General features: G+C 72.1%; 16 protein-coding genes and 1 pseudogene. 4 read left to right on the top strand and 13 right to left on the bottom strand.

The features are described from left to right. Position 1 precedes the first annotated feature (1 nt). Positions 2–1,333: a M18 family aminopeptidase gene (locus AB0I22_RS00845; RefSeq protein WP_363128433.1), complete on the bottom strand. Its 1,332-nt coding sequence runs from the start codon at positions 1,331–1,333 to the stop codon at positions 2–4. Positions 1,334–1,643: 310 nt separating this feature from the next. After that, positions 1,644–3,485, bottom strand: a complete 1,842-nt coding sequence (locus tag AB0I22_RS00840; protein ID WP_363128432.1) for an acyl-CoA dehydrogenase — start codon at positions 3,483–3,485, stop codon at positions 1,644–1,646. A 140-nt stretch (positions 3,486–3,625) separates the two neighbouring features. On the opposite strand from AB0I22_RS00840, the gene AB0I22_RS00835 reads away from it, so the two are divergent. After that, positions 3,626–4,087, top strand: coding sequence for an SseB family protein (locus AB0I22_RS00835; protein WP_363128431.1), 462 nt, complete (start codon positions 3,626–3,628; stop codon positions 4,085–4,087). A 167-nt stretch (positions 4,088–4,254) separates the two neighbouring features. Further along, a complete protein-coding gene (locus AB0I22_RS00830) occupies positions 4,255–5,208 on the top strand; it encodes a pirin family protein (RefSeq protein ID WP_363128430.1) in 954 nt (317 codons plus the stop codon). A 98-nt stretch (positions 5,209–5,306) separates the two neighbouring features. Here the strand turns inward: AB0I22_RS00830 and AB0I22_RS00825 are convergent, their stop codons facing one another. Both AB0I22_RS00825 and AB0I22_RS00820 read right to left on the bottom strand, forming a co-directional pair. After that, the gene (locus tag AB0I22_RS00825) at positions 5,307–5,576 is read right to left on the bottom strand and encodes a hypothetical protein (RefSeq protein ID WP_363128429.1); all 270 of its coding nucleotides are present in this window, start codon (positions 5,574–5,576) and stop codon (positions 5,307–5,309) included. A 58-nt stretch (positions 5,577–5,634) separates the two neighbouring features. Next, entirely contained in the window at positions 5,635–6,555 is a 921-nt protein-coding gene (locus AB0I22_RS00820) for a hypothetical protein (RefSeq protein WP_363128428.1), read from the bottom strand. A 203-nt stretch (positions 6,556–6,758) separates the two neighbouring features. On the opposite strand from AB0I22_RS00820, the gene AB0I22_RS00815 reads away from it, so the two are divergent. Beyond that, complete coding sequence (locus tag AB0I22_RS00815; protein WP_363128696.1) at positions 6,759–7,838, top strand: AI-2E family transporter; 1,080 nt, start codon at positions 6,759–6,761, stop codon at positions 7,836–7,838. Here AB0I22_RS00815 and AB0I22_RS00810 read toward each other — a convergent pair. Beyond that, positions 7,787–9,925, bottom strand: coding sequence for a SpoIIE family protein phosphatase (locus AB0I22_RS00810; protein ID WP_363128427.1), 2,139 nt, complete (start codon positions 9,923–9,925; stop codon positions 7,787–7,789). The two genes, AB0I22_RS00815 and AB0I22_RS00810, sit on opposite strands and share 52 nt — an antisense overlap. 147 nt (positions 9,926–10,072) lie before the next feature. Between AB0I22_RS00810 and aspS the strand changes: the two genes are divergently transcribed. Further along, complete coding sequence (gene aspS, locus AB0I22_RS00805; protein WP_363128426.1) at positions 10,073–11,836, top strand: aspartate--tRNA ligase; 1,764 nt, start codon at positions 10,073–10,075, stop codon at positions 11,834–11,836. 65 nt (positions 11,837–11,901) lie between these two features. Here the strand turns inward: aspS and AB0I22_RS00800 are convergent, their stop codons facing one another. The 8 genes and pseudogenes from AB0I22_RS00800 to AB0I22_RS00765 all read right to left on the bottom strand — a co-directional run. Continuing rightward, positions 11,902–13,518 (bottom strand): hypothetical protein, encoded by a 1,617-nt coding sequence (locus AB0I22_RS00800; protein WP_363128425.1) that lies wholly within the window; start codon positions 13,516–13,518, stop codon positions 11,902–11,904. Next, positions 13,511–14,116 carry a phage tail protein gene (locus AB0I22_RS00795; protein ID WP_363128424.1) on the bottom strand — a complete coding sequence of 202 codons (606 nt, stop codon included), beginning with the start codon at positions 14,114–14,116 and terminating at the stop codon, positions 13,511–13,513. Before AB0I22_RS00795 ends, AB0I22_RS00800 begins: the two co-directional genes overlap by 8 nt. Before the next feature lie 5 nt (positions 14,117–14,121). Then, on the bottom strand, positions 14,122–16,077 hold the full coding sequence (locus tag AB0I22_RS00790; RefSeq protein WP_363128423.1) for a putative baseplate assembly protein: 1,956 nt from the start codon (positions 16,075–16,077) through the stop codon (positions 14,122–14,124). Continuing rightward, positions 16,077–16,484, bottom strand: coding sequence for a GPW/gp25 family protein (locus AB0I22_RS00785; RefSeq protein ID WP_363128422.1), 408 nt, complete (start codon positions 16,482–16,484; stop codon positions 16,077–16,079). Before AB0I22_RS00785 ends, AB0I22_RS00790 begins: the two co-directional genes overlap by 1 nt. Before the next feature lie 177 nt (positions 16,485–16,661). Continuing rightward, on the bottom strand, positions 16,662–18,563 hold the full coding sequence (locus AB0I22_RS00780) for a VgrG-related protein (protein WP_363128421.1): 1,902 nt from the start codon (positions 18,561–18,563) through the stop codon (positions 16,662–16,664). Next, positions 18,563–19,309 (bottom strand): LysM peptidoglycan-binding domain-containing protein, encoded by a 747-nt coding sequence (locus AB0I22_RS00775; protein WP_363128420.1) that lies wholly within the window; start codon positions 19,307–19,309, stop codon positions 18,563–18,565. The genes AB0I22_RS00780 and AB0I22_RS00775 overlap by 1 nt, the downstream gene beginning before the upstream one ends. Continuing rightward, the gene (locus AB0I22_RS00770; protein ID WP_363128419.1) at positions 19,309–19,746 is read right to left on the bottom strand and encodes a phage tail protein; all 438 of its coding nucleotides are present in this window, start codon (positions 19,744–19,746) and stop codon (positions 19,309–19,311) included. The genes AB0I22_RS00775 and AB0I22_RS00770 overlap by 1 nt, the downstream gene beginning before the upstream one ends. Positions 19,747–19,807: 61 nt before the next feature. Next, positions 19,808–21,206: pseudogene (locus tag AB0I22_RS00765) on the bottom strand (hypothetical protein); the annotation flags it as partial.

The raw sequence follows: 21,206 nt of genomic DNA, 5'->3' as shown, positions 1-21,206 counted from the left end.
ATCAGCCCTCCAGGAAGGCGCTCAGCGCGGAGGCGAGCAGGTGTGGGTCGTCCGCGCCGCACAGTTCGCGGGCGGAGTGCATGGAGAGGATCGCGGCGCCGATGTCGATGGTGGTGATGCCGTGCCGGGCGGCGGTGATGGGGCCGATGGTCGTGCCGCAGGGCATCGAGTTGATGGAGACGAAGCTCTGCCAGGGTACGTCGGCGCGCTCGCACGCGGCGGCGAAGGCGGCCCGGCCGCTGCCGTCCGTGGCGTAGCGCTGGTTGACGTTGACCTTGAGGATGGGGCCGCCGTTGGGCAGCGGGTGGTGGCCCGGCTCGTGGCGCTCCGCGTAGTTGGGGTGCACGGCGTGGCCGGTGTCGGAGGAGAGGCAGACGGTGCCGGCGAAGGCGCGGGCCTTGTCCTCGTAGCCGCCGCCGCGGGCGAACACGGAGCGTTCCAGGACGTTGCCGAGGAGCGGGCCGTCGGCGCCGGTGTCGGCCTGGCTGCCGTTCTCCTCGTGGTCGAAGGCGGCGAGCACCGGGATGTACGGGAGGTCGCCGCCGGCCGCCGCGGCGCCGGCCACCGCCGCGAGAGCGGCCGTCCCGGCGTGTACGGACAGCAGGTTGTCCATCCGGGGCCCGGCGACGAGCTCGCGGTCGCGGCCGAGGTAGGCGGGGGGCTCGACGCTGTGGGCCATCAGGTCCCAGCCGGTGACGTCGGCGGCCGGCACGCCCGCCTCGTTGGCGACGAAGGAGATCAGGTCGCCCTCGCGGGCGTCGCCGAGGCCCCAAATCGGCGTCATGTGGCGCTGCTTGTCGAGCTTGAGGCCCTCGGTGTGCACGGACCGGTCGAGGTGGACGGCGAGCTGCGGCACGCGCAGCAGCGGGCGGTCCACGTTGACGAGCCGGGTGGTGCCGTCGCGCAGCGAGAGCCGGCCGGAGAGGCCGAGGTCGCGGTCGAGCCAGGTGTTGAGCAGCGCGCCGCCGTAGACCTCGACGGCGACCTGCCGCCAGCCGTGCGCGCCGGTGTCGGGGATGGGTTTGACGCGCAGGTTGGGGGAGTCCGTATGGGCCCCGACGATGCGGTACGGGGTGGCCGGGGTCGCGCCGCGCGGCACGTACCAGGCGATGATCGCGCCGCCTCTGAGTACGTACTTGCCGCCGGCCGTCTCGTCGGACCCGGCCGCGCCGGCGGGCGGGGTCCACGATTCGGTCTCGGAGACCTGGCGGAATCCGGCCTTCTCCAGCCGTGCGGCCGCGTTCGCCACCGCGTGGTACGGCGACGGGCTCGCGGCGAGGAAGGACATCATGTCGTCGGTGTGGCCGCGGTCGAAGCGGTGCGCAGAGCTCATGGCCTCAGGATAAGGATCAGAACTGGAGAACGGACGGGGTCCGGTCCCCTCTGTGAGGGAATCGGACCCCGCCCGCGGGGACTGCCGTCGGTTTTCGGACCGGAGGTCCGTTCACCGGCCCGTTCACCGGCCCGTTGTGCGGCTCGCTGTGCGGCTCGCTGTGCGGCTCGTACGAGCCTTGCCGCCGTGGCCTCCACCATGGCTGCCGCGGTGGCTCACCGAGCGCTCGGAAAGTATTCAGAACGTGATCGGGGAGAGCGCACCGCGGCTCGGCGGAGGCCCGGGACGGCCGGACGGCCGGGCGGAGGGCTCAGAAAGAGCTCTCGTCCAGCTCCATCAGGGACTGGTCCACGGACTCGGCCAGCGAGCGGGCGACGGAGACGTTCGGCAGGACGTTGTGCGCGAAGAACTTCGCGGCGGCGACCTTGCCCGCGTAGAACGCCGCGTCCTTGGAGGACTTGGCGTTGGCGTCCGTGATCTTGCCGGCGGCCACGGCGGCGCCCTTGAGCAGCAGGTAGCCGATGACGACGTCGCCGGAGGCGAGCAGCAGCCGGGTGGTGTTGAGGCCGACCTTGTAGATGGACTTGACGTCCTGCTCGGTGGCGGCGAGGTCGGTCAGCATCGCGCCGACGATCGCCTCCAGGTCGACGGCGGCCTTGGCGAGCTCGTCGCGGGCGGGCGCGAGGTCCTCGCCGCCGGCGGCCTCGGCGAGGAACTTCTTGATCTCCTCGGAGAGGGCGGTCAGCGCCTGGCCCTGGTCGCGGACGATCTTCCGGAAGAAGAAGTCCTGGCCCTGGATGGCGGTGGTGCCCTCGTAGAGGGTGTCGATCTTGGCGTCCCGGATGTACTGCTCGATCGGGTACTCCTGGAGGTACCCGGAGCCGCCGAAGGTCTGGAGGGACTGCGCGAGCTGTTCGTACGACTTCTCGGAGCCGTAGCCCTTGACGATGGGGAGCAGCAGGTCGTTGAGCCGGTGCGCGGCCTTGGCCTCGGCCTCCTCGCCGGCGGCCTCCCGGAGGATGATGTCGTCCTGTACGGACGCGGTGTAGAGCACCAGGGCGCGCATGCCCTCGGCGTACGCCTTCTGCGTCATGAGCGAGCGGCGCACGTCGGGGTGGTGGGTGATGGTGACGCGCGGCGCGGACTTGTCGGTGAAGGCGGCGAGGTCGGGGCCCTGGACGCGGTCCTTGGCGTACTCCAGGGCGTTGAGGTAGCCGGTGGAGAGGGTGGCGATGGCCTTCGTGCCGACCATCATCCGCGCGAACTCGATGATCTTGAACATCTGGCGGATGCCGTCGTGCTTCTCGCCGAGCAGCCAGCCCTTGGCGGGGCCGTTGGCGCCGAACGTCAGCTCGCAGGTGTTGGACGCCTTGAGGCCCATCTTGTGCTCGACGTTGGTCGCGTAGACGCCGTTGCGCTCGCCGAGCTCGCCGCTCTCCCAGTCGAAGTCGTACTTCGGCACGATGAAGAGGGAGAGGCCCTTGGTGCCGGGGCCGTGGCCCTCGGGGCGGGCGAGGACGAAGTGGATGATGTTCTCGGACATGTCGTGCTCGCCCGAGGTGATGAAGCGCTTGACGCCCTCGATGTGCCAGGAGCCGTCGTCCTGCTGGACGGCCTTCGTGCGGCCCGCGCCGACGTCGGAACCCGCGTCGGGCTCGGTGAGCACCATGGTGGAGCCCCACTGGCGGTCGACCATGCGCTGCGCGACGGCGTGCTGCTCCTCGGTGCCCTCCTCGTGCAGGACGCCGGCGAAGGCGGGGCCGGAGGCGTACATCCAGATGGCGGGGTTGGCGCCGAGGACGGTCTCGGCGAAGGCCCACAGCAGGGAGCGGGGCGAGGTGGTGCCGCCGATCTCCTCCGGGATGCCGAGCCGCCACCACTCGGCGTCCATGTACGCCTGGTAGCTCTTCTTGAAGCTCTCGGGAACCGGCGCGGTGCTGGTCTCCGGGTCGAAGACCGGCGGGTTCCGGTCGGCTTCGGTGAAGGAATCGGCCAGCTCGTTCTCGGCGAGACGGGCGATCTCGGAGAGGATGCTCTTGGCGGTGTCGACGTCCGTCTCCGCGAACGGGCCGGTGCCGTACAGCTTGTCGCGGCCGAGGACCTCGAAGAGGTTGAACTCGATGTCGCGGAGATTCGACTTGTAATGCCCCATGGCGACGGCTCCGTAAGGCTCGGGAGACAGTGATCTCTTATGCATACCAATCGGTAACCACCATGATGCTACCCGTGGGTAATAACAGGCAACCCCCAAAGGGCCAACTGTGACCCAGCACGCTCGGTACGCTCGTAGGCATGTACGGCTACGACCAGAACGCGGGCGCGGGGCAGGGGTACGCCGCGCCGCCGCCGCAGCAGCCCGGCGGCTACGGCGGGCAGCCGCTCTACCCCGAGCCGTCGCCGCCGTCCCTCGCGGACGCGGTGCGCGCCTTCACGACCGGCTCGATGTCGGCCGAGGACTTCCAGGGCATCTTCTCGACGTCCAAGATCTACTGCCCGCGCGGTGACAATCCGGGCTTCCTCGCGCTGCACAACACCCAGCAGCCGGTCATCCCGATGTTCACCTCGCTCAAGGAGCTGCGGCGGTACGCCGGGAAGGAGTCCAAGTACTTCGTGATCACCGGCGCCGAGGTGATCGACCTGCTGCCGACCGGGTACGGCTTCGTCCTCGACATGGAGGGCGACCACCGGATGGTGTTCGACGCGAAGGCGGTGGAGCAGATGGTCGACTTCGCGATGCGCCGCATGTACGGATAAGTCCTGCTCTTCCGCCTTTTATGAGGGCCCGCCGCGTGAAGCGGCGGGCCTTTTCGCGCGGTCCGGACCCCTCTCGCTCCCTCCTCGCGCTCCGCGGGGAATTTCTGCCGCCTTGCTGGATGTTCACTGTTCAACTAAATTGGGGGCAAGAGCCGAGGAGGCCCGTCATGCCAGCAGTGACCGTGGAGAACCCGTTGACCCTGCCGCGCGTGGCCGCGCCGGCGGCCGCCGAGCAGCGACCGGTGCTGCACGTCGCCACCGCGCCCAGCGGCTTCGAAGGCGAAGGCTTCCCGGTGCGCCGGGCCTTCGCGGGGATCAACTACAAGTACCTCGACCCGTTCATCATGATGGACCAGATGGGCGAGGTGGAGTACGCGCCCGGAGAGCCCAAGGGCACCCCCTGGCACCCGCACCGCGGCTTCGAGACCGTCACGTACATCATGGACGGCACCTTCATCCACCGGGACTCGCACGGCGGCGGCGGCACCATCAACGACGGCGACACCCAGTGGATGACCGCCGGGTCCGGACTGCTGCACATCGAGACGCCGCCGGAGTCGCTCGTCATGAGCGGCGGGCTCTTCCACGGCCTCCAGCTGTGGGTCAACCTGCCCAAGAGCGACAAGATGATGGCGCCCCGCTACCAGGACATCGGCGGCGGCCAGGTCAGGCTGCTCACCTCGGCCGACGGCGGGGCGCTGCTGCGCCTGATCGCGGGTGACATCGACGGGCACGCCGGGCCGGGCATCACGCACACGCCGATCACGATGATGCACGTGTCCATCAATCCGGGCGCGGAGCTGACGCTGCCGTGGCGCCCCGACTTCAACGCCCTCGCGTACGGCCTCGCCGGCCGCGGCACCGCGGGCGCGGAGGGTCGGCCGTTCCGGATGGGGCAGTCGGTGGTCTTCGGCAACGGCGACTCGATCACCATCAAGGCCGACGCGACACAGGAGTCCCGCAGCCCCAACTTCGAGGTCGTCCTCCTGGGCGGCCGCCCGATCCGCGAGCCGATGATGCACTACGGCCCGTTCGTCATGAACACCCACGCCGAACTCGCCCAGGCCTTCGACGACTTCCAGGCGGGGCGGCTGGGGACGGTGCCGGCCGACGAGTCGTGACGCCCAGCGCCCAGCGCCTCGCGGCGAGCACGACAGCGGAGGGCGGGCCCCCTGCCTCGGGGAGCCCGCCCTCCGCTGTATGAGGCCACGCCGCGCGGTCACGGCGAGGGCTGGTCCTCCTCTTCGGCGAACAGTTCCTCGGCGTCGGTGGCTGTGACGGCGCGGTTGAACCAGTGGTTCAGGGTGTCGAGGTCGGTGCAGTTGGTGATGCGTTCGCGGACGGACTCGGAGACGGGGACGCCGCGGCCCTCCAGTAGCCGCAGAATCGACTGGGCCCATCCTTTGGCTTTCCCCTTCAGGTAGGTCTCCTCGACGAGAGTGCCGCGGCCGGGGAAGTAGGTGCCGGGGGCGTCGGGGGCCAAGCGCATCAGGTTCCTCCATGTTGTCTCGCCGGGGTGGCCAGGCGGCTGGGGTGAGGAGCGGCGGCTACTGCCCGAGTTCGACGTCCGCGTCGGCGAACAGTTCCTCGGCGTCGGTGGCTGTGACGGCGCGGTTGAACCAGTGGTTCAGGGTGTCGAGGTCGGTGCAGGTGGTGATGCGTTCCCGGGCGGGCTCGGGGACGGAGACGTCACGGGCCGCCAGGAGTTGCAGAATTGCCTGAGCTTTTCCCTTGACCTCTCCGTTGGCCTCCCCCTTCAGGTAGGTCTCCTCGATGAGAGTGCCGCGGCCGGGGAAGTAGGTGCCGGGGGCATTGGGGTCCAAGCGCATCAGGTTCCTCCAAATGTCTCTTGCCGGGGTGTCACCCAGGCCGATCTCCAGCATTTCCGTGTAGTACTGCAGAGTCGCCGACTCGGCCGTTCCCAGGGCGTTCGCGAGTGCTTCCAGTATGGCCGTGGCGTCCGGGGCTTTTGCGTGGGTCATGGCGGAGAAGGCGGCCATGTCGAGGTTGCGGGCGGCTTCGGTGGGGCTGGTGATGACGGGGATGTTGTCGGGGCCGATGACCAGTGGGTGGGTGCTGAGGGCGGTCCAGCCTTCTACCCCGGTGCGGAAGGGGCCGGTCGCCCAGCGGGCCGTGGCCCGGTCCTGGCAGATGACCAGTAGCAGGGCGGGGATGCCGTACTTCGCCCGTAGATACGCCAGGTAGTACGTCCAGCTCGCCGCCTTGTCCGGGTCGCGGCGGCCCTGGGCCTCGATGGCCAGCAGGAACGCGCCGCCGTCGGACGGTTCGACGCGCAGCACGCTGTCGACTCGTCGCTCCAGCGGACGGATCTCGGTGACGTCGCCGGTGAGTACGTCGATGGAGACCTTCGCGGCCAGGGGCACGCCCAGGATGCGGAAGACCGGGGTCACGAGTTCGGGCCGGTCCTGGAAGATCCGGTGCGAGGCCTCGTGCGAGGAGTTGACCATGAGCGGACGGTAGGACCGTTTAAACGTCTAATCCCGGCGTTCGGCGTGTGATCACTCGTATGAGTGGGCTGGTCAGGCCGATTGTTCGATGGAGTGTTCGGAGGTGTCATTCGCGTACGGCATATGACGCTCCGTCACCCGCCTGCCCCGCCCAGCGCGCCGCCCCGCCGCCCCCATGATCCGGTGAGGTGGTGGAGAACGAGGTGGAGGCCGGGCGGGCGTTGTTGCCCGAGGCGGCGCGGCGGGTGGCGGCGTGGAGTGTGGTGGTGCTGCTCCTGGCCGCGGTGGGGGCGGTCGGGGTGTGGTTGTGCGTGCAGTTGAAGGCCGCCGTGACGCCCGTGCTGCTGGCGGTGCTGGGGGCCGGGCTGCTCGGGCCGCTGTACCGGCGGCTGGTGGCCATGAAGGTGCAGAAGTCGCTGGCCGCGGGGGTGACCTGCGCGGCGCTCGTCGCCGTGGTCGGCGGCGCCGGGTACATCGTCGTCAGCGCGCTCATCGACACCGGCGACGAGATCGTGGCGTCCTTGAAGGACGCGTCGCGTTCGCTGTCGGATCACTTCGGCACCGCCGGCACCTCCCTCGACGACATGGCGTCGAACGCCAAGGACTGGCTCGGGAAGTTCGGCGGCACCGCCGCCTCCGGGCTGCTGTCCGGGATCAGCGTGGTGGGCCAGGCTGCCGCCGCGGCCGTGCTCGCGCTGCTGCTGACCTTCTTCTTCCTGCGGGACTCGGACCGGGCGGCGGCGACCCTGCGGTCGATGGCGCCGGGGTCCAGCGGTCCGCAGTTGGAGGCCATCGCGCGGCGCGCGTTCCGGGCGGTCGAGGGGTTCATGCGGGGGACGACCGTCATCGCGCTGATCGACGCGGTCTGCATCACCGTCGGGCTGCTGATCCTGGGGGTGCCGGGGGCGGTGGGGCTGGGGGCGCTGGTGTTCGTGGGCGCGTACATCCCGTACCTGGGCGCGTTCATCTCCGGCGCGGTGGCCGTCCTCGTCGCCCTCGCGGACCGGGGGTTCGTGATCGCCCTGTGGGCGCTCGGCGTCGTCCTCGCCGTACAGGTGCTGGAGGGGCATGTGCTCCAGCCGGTGATCCAGAGTCGCACGGTGCAGATGCACCCCGCCGTGGTGATGGTGGCGATCACGGCGGGCGCGAGCGTCGCCGGGATCGTCGGGATGCTGCTGGCCGTGCCGCTGACGGCCGCGGCCTTCGGCGTCGTCTCCGAGCTGCGGGAGCGCTACGCGGCGGGTTCCACGGAGGGGGCCGCGGGGGCCGACGAGCCCTCGTAGAGCTCGAACCAGATCGACTTCCCCTCGCCCCGCGGGTCCACCCCCCACGTCTCGGCGAGCAGCTCCATCAGCACCAGCCCGCGCCCGGAGGAGGCCATCTCGCCCGGCTGGCGCAGGTGCGGCATGTCGTCGCTGGCGTCCGCGACCTCGACGTGGATGCGGCGCCGGGCGTGCTCACCGGTGATCTCGGCGACGAGGAGCGCGTCCCCGTCGGTGTGCACCAGGACGTTGGTGACCATCTCGGAGACCATCAGGACGGCCGAGTCGACCTGGTCCTCGTCCGCCCAGTCGTGCATCAGGTCGCGCAGCTGCTGGCGGGCCGCCGCGATGCGCTCGGGCTCGGCCTGGGCCACGGTCAGGACGGTGCGGCGGACGGGCGCGGGCGTCTGGCCGTACGAGCCGACGCCGCAGCTGCCGCCCTCGCGGCACAGCAGCAGCACCGCGATGTCGTCCTCGCGGCGGTCCACGAGCGGCCCGGTGGTGTGGTGCGAGGAGGGGCCGTGCACGGCCTGTACGAGCGCGTCGGCGAGGGTCTCCAGGCCGCCGGAGCCCTCGGCCTCCCACAGGTCGTGGCCCTCGATGATGGAGCGGAGCCGGTTCCAGCCGGTCTCCAGGTCGTGGCCGCCGGTCTCGATGAGGCCGTCGGTGCAGACCATCATCGTCTCGCCGGGTTCGAGGACGATCCGGGTGGTGGGGTAGTCGGTGTCCGGGTCGATGCCCAGCGGCAGGCCGCCCGCGGTGGCCCGTACCAGCATGGTGCCGTCGACCAGCCGGATCGCCGGGTCCGGGTGGCCGGCGCGGGCGATGTCGAGGAGGCCGGTGCCGGGGTCGACCTCGATGTAGAGGCAGGTGGCGAAGCGCGGGTCGGCCGTCTGGTCGAGGTCGTTGATGCCGGCCAGGAAGCGGGAGGCGCGGGAGAGGACCGCGTCGGGGTGGTGGCCCTCGGAGGCGTAGGCGCGCAGCGCGATCCGCAGCTGCCCCATCAGCCCGGCGGCCCGTACGTCGTGGCCCTGCACGTCCCCGATGACCAGGGCGATCTTCCCGGACGGCAGCGTGATCATGTCGTACCAGTCGCCGCCGACCTCCAGCCCGCCGCCGGTCGGCACATAGCGGGCCGCCACCGCCATGCCGGGGATGTCCGGCTGCACGGTCGGCATCATCGAGCGCTGGAGCCCGTCGGTCAGCTCCCGCTCCGACTCGTGGACGCTGGCGCGCGAGAGGGCCTGGGCGAGCATCCGGGCGACCGTGGTCAGCACGGAGCGCTCGTCGGGGCTGAAGGTGACCGGTATGGAGAAGCCGGCCATCCAGGCGCCGATGGTGCGGCCCGCGTTGATCAGCGGCAGGAAGGCCCAGGAGCGGCGGTCGAACTTCTCGGCCAGCGGCCAGGTGGTGGGGAAGCGGCGGCGGTACTCGTCGGGCTCGGGCAGGTAGATCGCCCGGCCGGTCCGGATGACCTCGGCGGCCGGGTAGTCCGTGGCCAGCGGCATGTCCAGGAAGGGCTCCTCCTCGCCCTGCCGGTGCCCGTGGTGGCCGATGACCCGTATCCGGTCGCCGTCGATGCCGAAGACGGCCAGCCCGGCCGGCTCGAACCCCGGCATGGACAGCCCGGCCGCGACCCGCAGCACCTCGGCCGTGGACCGCGCCTCGGCGAGCGCCCGGCCCGCGTCGAGCAGGAACGCCTCGCGGTTGCGCCGCCAGTCGCCGGTGACGGGGGCGCGGGCGGCGGAGGTGCCGGGCTGCGGCTCGGGGACCTCCGCCAGGGTGCCGACGAGCTCGTACGAGCCGTCGACGGCGACCGGTTTGGTGCGGCTGCGCACGGTGCGCAGCACCCGGCCCTCGTGGTCGACGACGCGCAGCCGGGCCTCGGCGAGGGTGCCCTCGGCGACGGCGAGGCTGACGATGCCCTGGACCTCGACCCAGTCGACGGGGTGGAAGCGGGCGCGCGCGGCGGACTCGGCCACCTCCACGGGCTCGGCGGGCAGCCCCATCAGCCGGGCGGCCTCCGCGTCGAAGGTCACGAGGCCCGTGACGTTGTTCCAGCGCCACAGGCCGGTCGCGACGGCGGCCAGGACATCCTCGGTGCGCATTGCCCCACTTTATGTGGACTTAAGTCAGGGATACCAGCGAGGGGCGTAACGGTAGGCTTGCACACTGGCCTGTACTGGACGACCTCAGGCCCCCGCCCCCGGCCATCCGCCGGCCACCCGCCCCCGATCAGACGACTTGGATGAACGATGCATCGGTACCGGTCCCACACCTGCGGCGAGCTCCGTGCGGCTGACGTCGACACCGACGTCCGGCTGAGCGGCTGGCTGCACAATCGTCGTGATCTGGGCGGCATCCTCTTCATCGATCTGCGCGACCACTACGGCCTCGTGCAGCTCGTCGCCCGCCCCGGCACCCCCGCCAACGAGGCGCTGGCCTCGCTGACCAAGGAGTCCGTCGTCCGCGTCGACGGCCGGGTCAGCGCGCGCGGCGCGGACAACGTCAACCCCGACCTGCCGACCGGCGAGGTCGAGGTCGAGGTCACCGCCGTCGAGGTGCTGGGCGCCGCCGAGCAGATCCCCTTCACCATCAACGCCGAGGACGGGGTCAACGAGGAGAAGCGGCTCGAATACCGCTTCCTCGACCTGCGCCGCGAGCGCATGCACCGCAACCTCATGCTGCGCACCGCCGTGATCTCCGCGATCCGGCACAAGATGACCGCGCTGGGCTTCAACGAGATGGCGACCCCGATCCTGTCCGCGACGTCCCCCGAGGGCGCCCGCGACTTCCTGGTCCCCTCCCGGCTGCACGCGGGCAGGTTCTACGCGCTGCCGCAGGCCCCGCAGCAGTTCAAGCAGCTGCTGATGATCGCGGGCTTCGACCGCTACTTCCAGATCGCGCCCTGCTTCCGCGACGAGGACGCCCGCGCCGACCGCTCGCCGGGCGAGTTCTACCAGCTCGACGTGGAGATGAGCTTCGTCGAGCAGGAGGACGTCTTCGGGCCGATCGAGCAGCTCATGACGGAGCTGTTCACCGAGTTCGGCGGCGGCCGCACGGTCACCTCGCCGTTCCCGCGCATCCCGTTCCGCGAGTCGATGCTGAAGTACGGCTCCGACAAGCCGGACCTCCGCGCCGAGCTGGAGCTGGTCGACGTGTCGTCGGTCTTCGCCGGCTCCGGCTTCAAGGCCTTCGCCGACAAGCACGTACGGGCGCTGGCCGTGCCGGACACCGCGGAGCAGCCGCGGAAGTTCTTCGACCAGATGGGTGACTTCGCCGTCCAGCAGGGCGCGAAGGGCCTGGCCTGGGTCCGCGTGGGCGAGGAGAACACGCTGACCGGCCCGATCGCCAAGTTCCTCACCGAGGACGACGTGAAGTCGCTGGTCGAGGCCCTGGACGCGAAGCCCGGCCACGCGATCTTCTTCGGCGCCGGCGAGTTCGACGAGGTCTCCAAGATCATGGGCGCGGTCCGCGTCGAGGCGGCCAAGCGCACCGGCCACTTCGTCGAGGGCGAGTTCCGGTTCTGCTGGATCGTCGACTTCCCGATGTTCGAGAAGGACGAGGACACCGGGAAGATCGAGTTCTCGCACAACCCGTTCTCCATGCCGCAGGGCGGCCTGGAGGCGCTGGAGACCAAGGACCCGCTCGACATCCTCGCCTGGCAGTACGACATCGTCTGCAACGGCGTCGAGCTGTCCTCCGGCGCGATCCGCAACCACGAGCCCGAGGTCATGTACAAGGCGTTCGCGATCGCCGGGTACGACAAGGACACCGTGGAGCACGAGTTCGGCGGCATGCTCCGCGCCTTCAAGTTCGGCGCCCCGCCGCACGGCGGCATCGCCCCGGGCGTCGACCGCATCGTGATGCTGCTGGCGGACGAGCCCAACATCCGCGAGACCATCGCGTTCCCGCTCAACGGCAACGCTCAGGACCTGCTGATGGGCGCGCCGAGCGAGGTGGAGGAGTCGCGGCTCAAGGAGCTGCACCTGTCGCTGCGCAAGCCGCCGCTGAAGTGAAGTAGTCGCCGCGGAGACGGAGAAGGGCCCCTGAACCTCGCGGTTCAGGGGCCCTCTTCGCGTGCTCAGTTCGAGTTCGTCGCGCGGCGGTAGAACTCCAGCTCGGCGATGGCCACCTGCTTGTCCTTGCCCGTGCCGTACGCGGAGCGGATGACGAACCGCGCGGTCACCGCGTTGCGCACCCGTACGTCGACCTTCTGCACGCCGCCGTCGTTGAGGGTGTGGTGCGAGGTGTGCGTCTTGCCCGCGGAGTCCGTCACGATCAGGTCGAAGTCCATCGGGCGGGCCTCGTCCGCGGACTGCGCCGAACGGGCCGAGGAGCCCGGCGTGACCAGCATCGCCAGCAGGTCGGTGGGCTGCTGGAACCGCGCCTCGATCCACTGGCCCGCCGAGTCGCCCGCGTACCCGGTGCCCCACCAGGTGTTGGAGTAGCCGTCGCCGGCCTGCTCCGGTTCGTGCTTGGACGAGTGGTGCTTGTCCGCCCACGACGTGGGGTGCACGGGCACCCGCTTGGCGAAGTGGTCCTGAATGGCGCGGGCGGCGGGCGGGCCGCCGAAGACGCCGCCGACGATCACGCCGACCAGCAGCAGCGTGAGGAGGATGCGGGTGACCCAGCGGCCGTGCTCGCGGTGCAGCCGCGGGCGCTGACCGGCGTACGGGCCCTCGGCGATCGCATCCCGCTCGTCGGACAGCGGGCTGGCGCACTGCCGGCAGAAGTGCCGCCGCGGCGGGTTCACGGTGCCGCAGTACCGGCAGGGGTCCCCGAAGTCGGCCATGGGCACGCCCGGCGTACGGACCCGGGGCCGCTGCGTCTCGGGCCGGCCGGGCAGCACCGAGCCGGGCGCCTCCGGCGGGGCGGCCGGCGGCGTGGCCTCCGGTACGGGCACCAGCAGCGCGCGGATCGCGGTGTCGGACCGGTTCGGGGGCTCCGCGGGGCGGTGCGGCTCCCAGTCGGCGCCGGGCTGCGCGGGCGGCGCGGTGGGGGTGGGCTGCGTCGGCTCCGTGGGTTCGGCGGGTTCGGCTGGTTCTGCGGGGCTCTGCGCGGCGGGCTCGGCGGAGTTCTGCGCGAGGGGCCAGTCGTCGTCGGCGCCCCGCCGCGCGCGCCGGTCGCCGGGCGCCGGGGGCAGCGGCACGGTGGATTCGGTGTCGGGCTCCTGGTAACCGTGCTGCGCGGGCGCAGCGCCGGGTGCGGCTTCGCCCGGCATGGGCCCCGCGGGGGGCAGCGGCGCGGAAGCGGGCCGGCCGGCCGGGCCGGGCGCCTGCTGCTCGGTGTACGGGCCCGGGGCCGGAGCGGAGCGCGGGTGGGGAGCCGGCGCGGGGTGCGAGCCGTGCGGACCGCCCTGCGGGCCGGAGCCCGCTCCCGGCCCCGCGTCCGTACCGCCGCCGGCCTCCCCGGACGTCCGCCCGGCGGACGGCCCGGCGGCCTGGCCCCTGGCCGGGCCGTCCGCCGGGGCCGGCCGCCCGCCCTGGATGGTGCCGCCGTCCTTCGGGGCCGGGGCCGACCTCGGGGGCGGGGTCGTGTCCACCTCGGGCGTGTTCTTCGCGGACGAGTCGTCGTCCCGCGACGTGGCCGGGGAGGAGTCCCAGCGGAGGAAGCCGCCGCAGGAGTCGCAGAAGGACTGGCCCTCCTGGCGCGCCGGGGTACCGCAGTCCGGGCAGGTGGCGGCGGGAGCGTCAGACATGGTCGGTTCCTTCCAGGGGAGCGGGGGCTGAGGCTACCTCGGCTGTGAAAGGGAGATGTGCGGGCCGGGCCGCGGAGACGATGGCCTGCAACCGGTGGGCGTCGACCGCCGCGGGGTCCGGGACGTGCAGCGTCACCCGCAGATACGGTTCGGGGTCGCCCGGGAACGCGCCGAGGGGGCGCGCCGACCATGTGGCGCCGCCGCTCTCCGCGATCTCTGGCCGTACGCCGAACGCCAGCCGCACGGCGTCGGACAGCCCCTGGTAGGTGCCCCGCACCCGGTGCAGGGACACGGCCGTCGCCACCGCGTGGCGGCGCAGCGGCACCGGCTCCGTGCCGTCCAGCTCCGCGCCCACCCAGGTCGTCAGCCAGTCGATGAAGTCGTCCGGCGCCAGGGACGGCATGAAGTACGCCTCCAGGCAGTCCAGCACGTTGAACAGCGGCGCCAGCACCACGTCCAGGCCCTCGACGAAGCGCAGCGCGAAGTCGTCCTCGGCGTAGATGCCGGGGAGCCGGTCGCCGAGCGGGTGCGGGGTGCCGAGCCCGTCGACCGTTCCCCGGCAGGCGGGCGGCGGTACCGCCTCGATCGGTGTCGTCATCGCGGTTACCGGGCCTCAATCACGCGGACGCGGTGGTCGAAGGGGAACAGCAGCGCCGACGGCGCCAGCTCTATGCGGTCCGTGGCGTCGCCGCGCCGCCCGGTCAGCGGGTCGGCGGGGTGCAGCAGCACCTCGTCCACCAGCTCCACGCCGGGCACCCGCTGGAGCGCCGCGAAGATCTCGCCGGAGCGCAGCGGACGCCCGAACGGCCAGCCCTCGCCGTGCGCGCCGCCGGTCAGCGGGTCGAGGTAGTCGTAGAGCGCGTCGAGCGCCTCGGCCCGTACCCGCTCGGCCTGCGCGGCGCGGAAGGAGTGCAGCGTGGCGACGACCGTGACGCCCTGGTAGAAGGGCGGGCCGACGGAGAGCCGGGTGCCCAGCGGGCGGCGCTCGTCGAGGAACTCGGTGACGCGGCCGAGCAGTTCGTCGCCGGGCACCAGCTGCTCGAAGCGGAGCCGGCCGCCCCGGTCGGAGACGGCCTGCGGGACGACGAGGACCCGTACCGCGTTGTCGCCGTGGTCGTGCTGGTCCGCCGCGAGGCACGCGATACGGGCGGTCTCGGGCGCGGCGCGGCGCGCCAGCTCCTCGTAGTCCCGCGCCGTGACGGCCCGTTCCTGGGCGCGCAGCGCGATCGGGGCCCGTACCTTCGCCTCGTCGACCGTCTCGCCGTCGACGCCGCCGCGCGCGGCCTCGCGGTTCACGACGCGCGCGATGTACGGGATGGAGCTGCGCAGTACCTGGATCGCGCCGCGCGCCACGTTGCCGCCGCGCCCGCCGCCGGTGCGGTAGCGGGTGGCGCGGATCATCGCGCCCTTGGCGGGCACGGCGCCGAACTGGTGCATCTCGCCGTCCGCCTGGCGTACGGACGGGCCGAAGGCGATCTCCCCGGTGGCCGCGTCCAGGGTGAGGTGGCGGTCCTCGGGGCCCGAGCGCGCGAAGTCGCCGACGACCTCCCAGCCCTGCCAGCCCTCGCCGTCCGAGACCTCCAGCAGCACCGGCGGGTGGTCGCCGACGACGGGCGCGTTGGCGAGCCGCAGCCGCTGCCCCGGCACGCCCGAGGACTCGCCCAGCGACTCGTCCTGCACGACCTCGGCGTGGGCGGCCATCGTCGTGCCGCCGATGGTGAACGCGGACGCGGCCCGTACGGTCGGCGAGGCGCTGTAGAACGGCTGGCCCGGCGCGGCCTCCGTCACCCGGCAGCGCAGCCAGCCCGCCTCGCGGCGGCCGACGCGGGAGAGCAGATGGCCGGAGGGGATGTGCAGCACGACCTCGCCGGGCCGGTTGAGGCCGCCGGTGGAGTCCTCGTCGACCTCGCACTCGATCCAGCCGTCGGCCGTCCACGCCTCCCAGCACAGCGGCGGCTGCCGGGGGTCGACGCCGACGCCGTCCACCCGGCTGTCGAGGTTCAGCACCGCGACGCACCGCGGCACGGCCGCCGACAGCCCGAACAGCAGCATGTCGCCGGGCTGCGGCGTCTCGCCGAAGACCGGCACGTCGTCGCCGCCGAAGATGTCATGGCTGCGGTCCTCGGGCGAGGAGCCGGCCGCCTGCCGCAGTACGGTCTCCAGCTCGCACGGCACGATCGTCAGATCGTTCTCCGTCGCGAAGGCCACCGCCTCCTCGGACTCGGTGCGGCTGGTCGCCACCTCCGTGCCGGTGGGCAGCACGACGGGCTCGTCCTGCGGTGCGGAGAGCCAGAACGTGACGTCGGCGCGGGCCGCGGCGGGCGGGAAGAGGTTGACGCCCAGCAGGTCGAGGAAGGCGAGGTGGTTCTTCTCCGGCACCCGGTTGAGCCGGTAGACGACCTGGTCCGCCATGTGCGCGACGGCCTCGATGAGCGTGACGCCGGGGTCCGAGACGTTGTGGTCGGTCCACTCGGGGCAGCGCTGCTGGATGTAGCGCTTGGCGTCGTCGACGAACTGCTGGAAGCGCCGGTCGTCGAGGTGGGGGGCGGGCAGGGCCATCAGACGTCGCTTTCGCTGGACGGGATCACGTAGAAGGGGAAGACGAGGGAGCGCGGGTTGTTGGTGCCGCGCACCGCGTACTGCACGTCGATGTACAGCACGGACGGGTCGTCCGGCGCCGGGCTCACCAGCACGTCCAGCACCTCGATGCGCGGCTCCCACCGGTCCAGCGACAGCCTCACCTCGTACCGGATACGGCCGGCCGTCGCCTCGTTGACCGGCGCGAAGACCATGTCGTGCACCGCGCACCCGAATTCGGGCCGCATCGGCCGCTCGCCCGGCGCGGTGGCCAGGACGAGCCGCATGGACTCCTCGATCTCGCGCTCGCGGCGGACGAGCGCGATGCCGCCGGAGACATCCGTGCGCATCGGGAACGCCCAGCCCGCACCGACGAATTGCTCACTCATCTGCCGTGGCCCCCTCAGGCTCGGATAGGCACTCAGTCTCGGGTCGGCGCTCAGTCTCGGACATGGACTCGGATTTCTTCCTCCGGATCAGACGGATCAGATGGGTCGGACGGGTCGGACGGGTCGGACGGGACAGATGGATCAGACGGGTCGGGCAGATCGGATGGATCGGATGGATCAGATCGGCAGCGGGATGTCGTTGACGACCACCACCGGCGTCTCCATACCCACGATCGCGGGCGAGGTGAGCGTCACCGGTCCGCCGGCCTTCATCCCGGCCGTGAGACCTGCCTGGATCTCCACCGCGGCGCCCGCGTCGATGTTCACGGCGCCCTCCGCGTTGATGTCCGCCTCGGCCCCCGCGGTGACGCCGAACTTCATCCCCGCCTTGATGTCCACCGCGGCCCCGGCGGTGATGCTGATCGCTCCCCCGGCCTTCAGCGACAGATTGCCGCCGGCCGTGATGCCGACGTTGCCGGTGCCCCTGATGTGCACGCTGCCGTCGGCCAGGATGCTCACGCTCGTCCGGATCTCGTCGAGGTGCACGGCGAGCCTGCCGTTGCCCGTCTGGAGCCGGATGCCGCTCTTCATCTTCGACTTGGCGTCCACCAGCTCCAGCGTGTGCCCGGAACGGGAGGTCAGGCTGCGCCAGTTGACCTTGCCGCTGAGCCCGTCGACCGGGGCGATGCCGTCCGGGTCGGGGGTCGGCTTGTCCTTCCCGTTGTACAGCCCCGCGATGACGTACGGGTGCTCCAGCGAGCCCCGGTCGAAGGCGACCAGCACCTCGTCCTCGACCTCGGGCATCAGCAGCCCGCCGCCCTTGACCCCGCCGAACTGCGCGACCCGGCACCAGTCGCTCTCGTACGTGTCCGAGAGCCACGGGAAGGTCAGCTTCACCCGGTTCAGCTTCAGCGGGTCCTTGGCGTTGCTGACCAGCGCCACGACCACGCCCGGCATGGCCGGCGCCTCCTCCGAGCCGCCCGAGGCCAGCCCGTACAGCGAACGGAACTGGCGCGCCGAGACATGCAGCCAGGTGGTGAACGGCCGCCCCGACTCGAAGACATGGCGGACGCCGGTCGCCGTGTACTTCCCTTCGAAGGGGAACCCGGCGCCCTTGAGCGCGACCGGGTGGCCCGGCCGCATCTCGGGGTTGCCGGTGATCGCGACCTCCAGCTCCGCGAAGGAGTTCGCGACGTCGTCGGCGAGCGCCTTCGCGGCGTGCTTGACCTGCCCCGACTTGGTGTACGGGGTCTGCGTCTCGGTCAGTTCGGACGATCCGAACGGCGACGACACCTTCCCCGGTGTGATGTCCGCGAGGATGTCCTCGCTCTTCGTGGCCGCGGAGTCGGCGTACAGCGAGCGCTTGGCGGTCATGTCCCAGCCGCGCGCGGAGGCCCGCTTGACCTGCCCGGCGGCGGTGACGGACACCCGCGCCTGGGTGGTGTTGTGGCCGAATTCGAGCACGTACGGGGACTGCGCGGCCGGGGTGGTGTCGGAGGGCGCGCCGGAGGCCGACGGCAGGTCGGTGAAATGGAGCTTGCCGTACTGGTCGAAGTAGAGGTGGACGTCGTTCTCCACGGCGAGCCGGGAGAGGAAGTCCCAGTCGGTGATGTTGGGCTGGGTCGCCAGCTCGTACACCGTGGGCGTCGGGTCGACCTTGCCGATGGTCAGGCCGTTCTTGCCGGCGAGGCGCTTGACGATGTCCCCGGCCGTCATGTTCGGGTACCCCTCGACACGGCGGTTGCGCAGCAGCCGGTGCCCGAGGTCGTAGCCGCGCACCACCAGCGACTTGCCGCCCGCGTCGACGTCCGCCTCCAGCGCGGTGACCTCGCCGGTCAGCATCGGGTCGCCGCGCCTGCCGTCCGTGAACGGGCTGAGCTTCGCCTCCGCGCCCACCTTGATCTGCGGGAACTTCTTCAGGATGTCGCTGCCCGAGTCGTCGAACGTCAGCTGGAACGCGGACGGCACGTTGACGCTCGCGTCCACCCAGCCCTCGATGAGGTGGGCCGCCAGTTTGTCGATCAGCACCGCCCCGCCGATCTCCGCGTGGAGGACGGTGGTGAAGGTCTTCTCGCTCATCAGCCCTCCTCGGCCAGGTCCGGCGCGCGTACCTCGTCGGCGGCCGGTAGCAGCAGTTCGGTGCCGGGGCGCAGCCGCATCGGGTCGTCGATGCCGTTCGCCTCGGCGATCACTCGCCAGCGCGTCGCGTCCCCGTACTCCCGCCAGGCCAGGGAGGCCAGCGAGTCGCCCGCCACGGTGCGGGTGATGCGGCGCGCGGAGAGCGCGCCGGACGTCGGGTTCTGCCCCTTGGTGGACATGGCCACCTCGGTGAGCGACAGCGTGCACGTCGCGCGGATCGGCTCGCCGGTCGGGTTGAACAGGGTGTAGTTCGCGTTGACGGACGTCACGTACGCGATGAACTGCACCGTGTTGAACGACCCCCACGAGAACCGCACCCACGGCGGCGACGGCCGCTTGGACTGCGAGCTCTGCGACGTCACCTCGCAGCAGGACAGCAGCAGTTCGACCTGCTTCTGCACCTTCCCCGACTTCGGGGTGCCGGACGCGTCCAGGAACACCTCAAGCTGGAGCGTCGCGGGCCGGGTGCCGGTGAACTTCGGCGGCGCGCCGCGCATGTACGCCACCGCCTGCCGCGTCTGCCACTCCGCCTCGCGCCCCATCTGGAGCTGCGTCGGGTTGAACTGGAACTCCACTTCTCCGATCCTCCCGCCCATCGACCCGCCAAGGTCGGTGGGCGGCTGATGGATCGCGAGCGACGCCCGTACCAGGCTCGCTCCCGCCTTGCCGCCGGTCGGCGCGGCCATCAGGCACCTCCCGCGTCAGTGAAACCGTGATGGGCGATCTCCAGAGTTTCGGTCGCCACGCTCGGACTCTCCGGATTGAGACTCGGACCCTGCCAGCGCACCGGCAGCACCTCCACCAGCCCCCACTGCGCGACGATCGAACCGTTCGCGCGGAGCGCCGCGATCTGCGCCGTCGGCCGGCTGATGCCGGTGGCGATCGACGAGATCCAGGCGGCCACCCGCGAGGTCTCGTGGGTCAGCGGGCGCGTGAGCCGGATCGTGGAGAACGTCACGCGGGACGGCAGCTGCCAGACGAAGCCGTTGTTGCCGCCCTCCTGCCGCTGCTCCACCTCGACCTCGGAGGCGAGCCCCTCGCAGCCGTTGAACAGCCCGAGGTCCTGACCGTCGATGGTCAGCTTGAAGAAGACGGTTGAACCGGGATCCTGGGTGTTCGGCATGCGTGGGTTCTCTCGCTAGTGGTACGGGGTGGGGGCCGGTGTCGAGGTGGTGCCGTCGCGCTCAGCGCCCGTGGTCGCGCAGCCGCCCGACGCGCTCACGGTCCCCGCGCAGTTCGGCTCGCAGCAGCCGGGACAGCGGCGCTATGAGCCGGCGCGCCAGATCGTCGAGCTCGGCGGGACTGGCGGCGGTGGCCGGCCTCGGCTTGGAGCCCGTGGCCGCGGCCGCCGACACCGATGCGGACGCGGACGCCGACGCGGACGCCGACTGCTCGGCGGCCCGGGGCGCCGTTCGGGACGGTGGCGGAGCGGCGGCCCGCTGCTGGGCGGGCGGCTCCGGCGGCGGCTGAACGGGCGCCGGCTCGGGAGCGGGCGCCGGGGCCGGCGCGGACACCGGGATCTCGGCGGTGCGCCGCTGTACGGGCGCGGGCATGGCGGCGGGCGCGACGGGCCTCCGGAGGGGGACGACGGGCGCGGACTGCTGCTCGGGGGCCGGGACCGTGCCCGCACCGAGGGAGCGGGGGGCCGCCGGGGCGCTGACGGTGGGGTCGGTCCGGCGCTGGACGAGCGGCGCGGCCGCTTGCGCCAGCCCGAGGCTCTTGGCCAGGGCGCCGGATGTGGGGTCGGCGCTGCGCTGGATGAGCGGCGCGGCTGCCTGCGCGGTGTCCGCCGGGGGGTCGGCGGCGGCGGGGCCGGGCGCGGGCGCCGTGCGCTGTACGGGCCTGACGGGCTGCGGGCCGGCCGCGGGACCCGCCGGCTGGAGCGCGCGGCCGACCGCACCGACGCCGTGCGCGGACGTCAGCCGGTTGCCGGGGGCTCCAGTGGTCGCGCGCCGCTGGACGACGGGCCTGGCGCGTACGGGCGCGGGGGCCGGGCCAGTGCCGCGCGCCGACCGCTGCACCGCCTCGGCCGGGGCGCGGCCGGCATCGGTGTCGGCGGGGCCGCTCGTGTCCACGGCGCGCAGGGGCGCCGAGTCGCCGGCCACGGGCCGCCGCTGCACGGCGGGGCCGGGCTGGGCCGGGGTGGTGGTGGCGGAGGGGGCGGGGGCTGAGGGCGCGGCGTCGCTGCCCGGGGTCGGGCCGGTGCGTACGGGCGGCGAGGCGTCGTCGGGCGCGGCCGACCGGCGCTGTACGGCCGGGGTGGCGGGGTCCGTGGTGCCGCTGTTTGCCGTGGTGTTGCTGGTGTGGATGGGTGCGGCGCTGCCGGTGGTGGGCCGCCGCTGGATGGTGGGGCCCGTCGCGGGCGGCGCGGCCTGGGGGCCGGTGGCGCGTATGGGCGCGGGGCCGCCGCTCGTCGCCGAACGCTGGACGGTGTCCCCGATGCGGTTGTCGGTGGCGGGCTTTGTCGAGGGAGCAGCCGGTTGGGATTCGGTGGGGCGTACGGGCGTGGTGTCGCCGCTCGGGGTGTGGCTGGTGTGGATGGGTGCGGCGCCGCCGGTCGTGGGCCGTCGCTGAATGGCGGGG

The sequence above is a fragment of the Streptomyces sp. NPDC050610 genome (assembly GCF_040654875.1).
GTDB lineage: Bacteria > Actinomycetota > Actinomycetes > Streptomycetales > Streptomycetaceae > Streptomyces.
This window is presented reverse-complemented; position numbering and strand designations above follow the sequence as displayed.

Excerpts from the sequence above, each read along its gene's own strand:
- AB0I22_RS00845 (WP_363128433.1), bottom strand. The coding sequence starts at position 1,333 with ATGAGCTCTGCGCACCGCTTCGACCGCGGCCACACCGACGACATGATG.
- AB0I22_RS00840 (WP_363128432.1), bottom strand. The coding sequence starts at position 3,485 with ATGGGGCATTACAAGTCGAATCTCCGCGACATCGAGTTCAACCTCTTC.
- AB0I22_RS00835 (WP_363128431.1), top strand. The coding sequence starts at position 3,626 with ATGTACGGCTACGACCAGAACGCGGGCGCGGGGCAGGGGTACGCCGCG.
- AB0I22_RS00830 (WP_363128430.1), top strand. The coding sequence starts at position 4,255 with ATGCCAGCAGTGACCGTGGAGAACCCGTTGACCCTGCCGCGCGTGGCC.
- AB0I22_RS00825 (WP_363128429.1), bottom strand. The coding sequence starts at position 5,576 with ATGCGCTTGGCCCCCGACGCCCCCGGCACCTACTTCCCCGGCCGCGGC.
- AB0I22_RS00820 (WP_363128428.1), bottom strand. The coding sequence starts at position 6,555 with ATGGTCAACTCCTCGCACGAGGCCTCGCACCGGATCTTCCAGGACCGG.
- AB0I22_RS00810 (WP_363128427.1), bottom strand. The coding sequence starts at position 9,925 with ATGCGCACCGAGGATGTCCTGGCCGCCGTCGCGACCGGCCTGTGGCGC.
- aspS (WP_363128426.1), top strand. The coding sequence starts at position 10,073 with ATGCATCGGTACCGGTCCCACACCTGCGGCGAGCTCCGTGCGGCTGAC.
- AB0I22_RS00800 (WP_363128425.1), bottom strand. The coding sequence starts at position 13,518 with ATGTCTGACGCTCCCGCCGCCACCTGCCCGGACTGCGGTACCCCGGCG.
- AB0I22_RS00795 (WP_363128424.1), bottom strand. The coding sequence starts at position 14,116 with ATGACGACACCGATCGAGGCGGTACCGCCGCCCGCCTGCCGGGGAACG.
- AB0I22_RS00790 (WP_363128423.1), bottom strand. The coding sequence starts at position 16,077 with ATGGCCCTGCCCGCCCCCCACCTCGACGACCGGCGCTTCCAGCAGTTC.
- AB0I22_RS00785 (WP_363128422.1), bottom strand. The coding sequence starts at position 16,484 with ATGAGTGAGCAATTCGTCGGTGCGGGCTGGGCGTTCCCGATGCGCACG.
- AB0I22_RS00780 (WP_363128421.1), bottom strand. The coding sequence starts at position 18,563 with ATGAGCGAGAAGACCTTCACCACCGTCCTCCACGCGGAGATCGGCGGG.
- AB0I22_RS00775 (WP_363128420.1), bottom strand. The coding sequence starts at position 19,309 with ATGGCCGCGCCGACCGGCGGCAAGGCGGGAGCGAGCCTGGTACGGGCG.
- AB0I22_RS00770 (WP_363128419.1), bottom strand. The coding sequence starts at position 19,746 with ATGCCGAACACCCAGGATCCCGGTTCAACCGTCTTCTTCAAGCTGACC.